Genomic DNA, 4,129 nt, shown 5'->3' on the forward strand with positions numbered 1-4,129 from the left:
AATGCAGTACCGCCCCGACCTTCTCAACGGCTTCATCCGCGAGACCGGCCTGATCCTCACCTCGCCCTGACGTCACCCCGAGCCGCAAGCCTCAGTTGCGGCCCGGACGAGATCGACGGTGCCGCTGGCTCGCCGACGGCCGGCGCCGCGGCCTCCACCGGCGGCGGCGCCCAGCCGGCCCCCGCCGTCTCGACCGCGCCCACCATCGCGGCGAAGCCGACCGGTGCCGCCAGGCCGAGTGCCAAGCCGACCGGTGTGAAGCCGTCGGGCGGTGCCACCCCGAGCCAGGACTGTACGACGGCGGCGAAGCAGGATCTGGCTGGTCAGGTGGTGGTGGAGGCCACCGACAACGGCTACATGACCTCGGTGTGGATGAAGGCCAAGCCCACCAAGTTCGTCTGCGGCTCCGACGTCCCGGACGACGGCTACTACGAGAGCTACGGCAGCCCGGTCGTGTACACCTTCAGCAACGACGTCAAGACCTACGTCCTGAACGGTGCCACACCGCAGCCGGTCAGCCTGGACGCGTTCATGAAGCAGCAGGACGACTGCCTGCACAACCCGAGCGCCGTGGCCGCACCCGGCGCCTGCTTCGGCAACCAGTACCTCATCACGGCCAACAGCCAGAACGTGATCACCTCGATCACCCAGGCCTACCACCCGTAGACCACCCACACGCTCGTGAAGGGCGGGCGGTGACCTTCCCCTCGTAGCGTAGAGGCTGTGACTGAAGGGGAAGTTGGGAGTCATGGCGGAGAAGAGGCGGAAGTTCGACGCGGAGTTCCGTGAGGGGGCTGTGCGGATCGTCGCCGAGATCGGGAGGTCGGTGGCGGAGGTGGCGCGGGAGCTGGGGATCAACGAGACCACCCTGGCCACCTGGGTCTGCCGGGCATGGAAGGCCGGCGGTGACGGCACGCTGGGCGAGTCCGAACGCGAGGAACTGGCCCGGCTGCGGTGGCGGGCCGCCGAACAGGCCAAGCGGGTACGGGAGCTGGAGATGGAGCGTGATGTCCTCAAGCGCTGCATGGTCCTGTGGGTGAAGTAGCTGTGGCGGACCCGGCGGCGCTCGTCGGGGTGATCAGCGGCCAGAGGGCCGAGCACGGCATACCGCATACCGTCTCCTGTCGCGCGCTCGGCGTGTCCGAGGCGTGGTACTACAAGTGGTGCAATCGTCCGGCCGCGCCGACGAACCGTGAGGCCAGACGCGCTCGATTGGAGGAGAGGATCACATACTTCTTCCGTCGCTCGGGCGAGACGTACGGTTCGCCGAGGGTCACGCTCGAGCTGTGGGCCGAGGGCTGGAAGGTCTCGGTGAGCACGGTCGCCGAGATCATGGCGGACCTCGGGCTCCAGGGCCGCAAGCCGCCGTGTCGGCGCCGCTCGCTGACCCGGCAGGGCAAGCGCCGGGCGGCCCGCGACCTGGTCGGCCGGCACTTCGACGCCGTCTCGCCGAACGTGTTGTGGGTCGGCGATATGACCGAAGTCGACACCGGAGAGGGGAAGTTGTACCTGGCCACGGTGATCGACCGGTTCTCGCGCCGCCTCCTCGGCTACGCGATGGGCGCCCACCATGACGCGGCCTTGGTCGCCGCGTCGTTGAAGATGGTCGTGTCCCGCCGAGTGGTGTAGCCGATCTTGCCTCAAAGCTTCACAGGTGCGCAGCTGCCGGGAGACCGGACGGCGCCCTCGGACTGAAGCCCACAGGCTGACGCCTTGTCAGCCCAGACGGGGTTCCCGAAGCCGGGATTCCGGTCGTGAACTGCGCTTTTGCCGCCTTGATCGGCTACACCACTCGGTGGGACACCATCTTGAAGATGGCCGCCGCCACGCGGGGCGGCGCCGTGGACGGGGTGATCTTCCACTCCGACCGCGGCAGTGAAGGCGGTTCACGATGCTCCTGCACCTGCCGCCGATGGAAGGCCACGGCGAGCCACGTTCCAAGAACGGCCCGGCCCTGGCAGGGCACGGCGCCGCGGCCGTCCGCGATGCCGTCGCCGCCACGATCACGACCCTGCCCGAGCAACTGCGCAGGTCTCTGACCTGGGACCAGGGCGCGGAGATGGCCCAGCACACGCAACTGCGCGTCGACGCCACTCTGCAGGTCTACTTCGCCGACCCGCACTCACCCTGGCAGCGCGGCACCAACGAAAACACGAACGGTCTCCTGCGGCAGTACTTCCCGAAGGGAACCGACCTGAACAGGCACAGCCGCAGCGACCTCGACGCCGTCGCCGCCGCACTCAACGGCCGTCCCCGCAAGACCTTGCAATGGAAGACACCATCCGAAGCCTTCAACGAACAACTACTGTTGATCCAACAGGGTGGCGGTGTTGCGACGACCGGTTGAACCCGGGCAATACACGTCCGCCGCCTACAACGAGCTGTGTGACCGGCTGGGCGTGGTGCAGTCCATGGGGCGCGTGGGATCGGCCCTGGACAACGCCGCCGCGGAGAGCTTCAACTCGCTCATCAAGGTCGAGTACATCCACCGGCACAAGTTCGCCACCCGAGCCGAGGCCCGACTGGAGATCGCCACCTGGATCGCCGACTTCTACAACACACGCCGCAGGCACAGCGCGGCCGGCGGACTGCCGCCGGTGGAGTTCGAACGGATCATCAGCGAAGCACGCGCCGGTCACCGCCAGGAGGGCCTGGCCGCATGAAGAAAGCCTCTACGAAACCAGGGGATTGACATCCGAGCTGCTGCCGGCTGCGGACCGGCCGGAGCGGCTGTGGGCCCGGGCCGTCGCGGGCACCGACCGGCTCAGGGACCGTCGCGAGGCGTTCGCCGACTTCGCCGCGCACACCGGTGAGGACGGTGAGGAGTGCGGCATCCTCGCCAACGCCCGCCTGCTGTCGGAGGGCGTCGACGTCGCGGCCGTCGACGCGATCGTCTTCGCCGACCCCAAATCCTCGATCATCGACATCGTCCAGGCCATCGGCCGGGCGCTGCGCCAGTCCTACCGGCAGGGAAAGGTCTCCTGGGTCGTCATCCCGGTGTATCTGCCCAGCCCGCTGGTCGGCGACGACACCGCCAGCGCCGACCCGGCCGAGGTCCGGGAGGCCGGCGCGGTGGTGAAGGCCGAGGCCGACGCCGAGATCGAAGCATCCAGCTTCCGCACCATCTGGCGGGTCCTGCGCGCCCTGGCCGCCCACGACGCCCGCGTGGTCGGCCGGATCACCGAACTGCGCACCAGCCGGCACCAGCTCAAGCACCACACCGCGAGCCAGGCGCAGGCCGAGAGCGGCACCACCGCTCAGTCGCCGATCGAGTGGCTCCGGATCAACGCCCGGCACCACGCGACGCAGATCCTCCAGGCGGTGAAGCTGCGCGCGTTCAACCCCAGGACGGTCGAGTGGCAGCGGATGCACGCCGTCGCCACCGCGTTCCACATCGAGCACGGCCACCTCGACCCCACCGACAGGACCAAGCACACGGAGTTGATCTCCTGGCTCGCCCGCCAGCGCCACCTCAACGGTCAGGGCCTGCTCGATGCGGCCCGCGTCTCGGAGCTGGACGCGCTCGGCATGATCTGGTCGAAGAACGCCAACGCCTGGGAACGCGGCCACGCCTACGCGAAGGCCTTCCACCAGCAGCACGGACACCTGGCGATCCCGGCGACCGCGAAGCTGGAGGACTACGCGGTCGGGGCGTGGATGCGCCGCCAGCGCAAGGCCGAGAACCTCACCCACGACCAGGCCGCCAAGCTGGATGCGCTGGACGAGCTGTGGCGTCTGGAGCCGGACTGGAACAGGTCGTACCGTCGCCTGCTCGCCTACCTCGCCGCCGGCGGAACCCTCACCGGCCCCGCCAACCGCACCGGCGGCGACGCCGACCCCACGTTCCGCCCCGGCACGTGGCTGCGCAAGCAGGACAAGTCCCGCACCGACGGCAAGCTGATCGACCAGCAGACCGCCCTCCTGGACGCCCTGCCCGCCGAGTCGACCAGCAGCTGACTCGCGCTCACCGTCCAGGACGCGCAAGCCGGGGCAGCCCTGAGCCCGGTAGGTACCGCCGTCGCCTCCCGCTCAGGCGGGTGGGGGGGGGGGGGGGGGGCCCCCCCCCCCCCCCCTTTTTCCTCCCCCCCAACAGGGGGCAGGGGCGCGTTCCCTTTCTTTCCCCCCCTTT

The 4,129-nt window shown here is 69.4% G+C and carries 5 protein-coding genes and 1 pseudogene; all 6 read left to right on the plus strand.

The features are described from left to right. Positions 1–255: 255 nt before the first annotated feature. The 6 genes and pseudogenes from ACZ38L_RS35440 to ACZ38L_RS35465 all read left to right on the plus strand — a co-directional run bounded on the left by ACZ38L_RS35440 (position 256) and on the right by ACZ38L_RS35465 (position 3,957). Entirely contained in the window at positions 256–666 is a 411-nt protein-coding gene (locus ACZ38L_RS35440) for a hypothetical protein (RefSeq protein WP_465701452.1), read from the plus strand. A gap of 82 nt (positions 667–748) precedes the next feature. Next, entirely contained in the window at positions 749–1,045 is a 297-nt protein-coding gene (locus ACZ38L_RS35445; RefSeq protein ID WP_465701454.1) for a transposase, read from the plus strand. Beyond that, positions 1,033–1,629 (plus strand): DDE-type integrase/transposase/recombinase, encoded by a 597-nt coding sequence (locus ACZ38L_RS35450; RefSeq protein WP_465701456.1) that lies wholly within the window; start codon positions 1,033–1,035, stop codon positions 1,627–1,629. The genes ACZ38L_RS35445 and ACZ38L_RS35450 overlap by 13 nt, the downstream gene beginning before the upstream one ends. A 253-nt stretch (positions 1,630–1,882) precedes the next feature. After that, a pseudogene (locus ACZ38L_RS35455) lies at positions 1,883–2,347 on the plus strand (IS30 family transposase); the annotation flags it as partial. Further along, complete coding sequence (locus tag ACZ38L_RS35460) at positions 2,331–2,663, plus strand: integrase core domain-containing protein (protein ID WP_465701458.1); 333 nt, start codon at positions 2,331–2,333, stop codon at positions 2,661–2,663. The pseudogene ACZ38L_RS35455 and the gene ACZ38L_RS35460, both read left to right, overlap by 17 nt. 25 nt (positions 2,664–2,688) lie before the next feature. Continuing rightward, positions 2,689–3,957, plus strand: a complete 1,269-nt coding sequence (locus tag ACZ38L_RS35465) for a helicase associated domain-containing protein (protein ID WP_465701460.1) — start codon at positions 2,689–2,691, stop codon at positions 3,955–3,957. The last annotated feature ends 172 nt before the right edge of the window (positions 3,958–4,129 follow it).

This window comes from Kitasatospora sp. NPDC024654, from assembly GCF_055559155.1.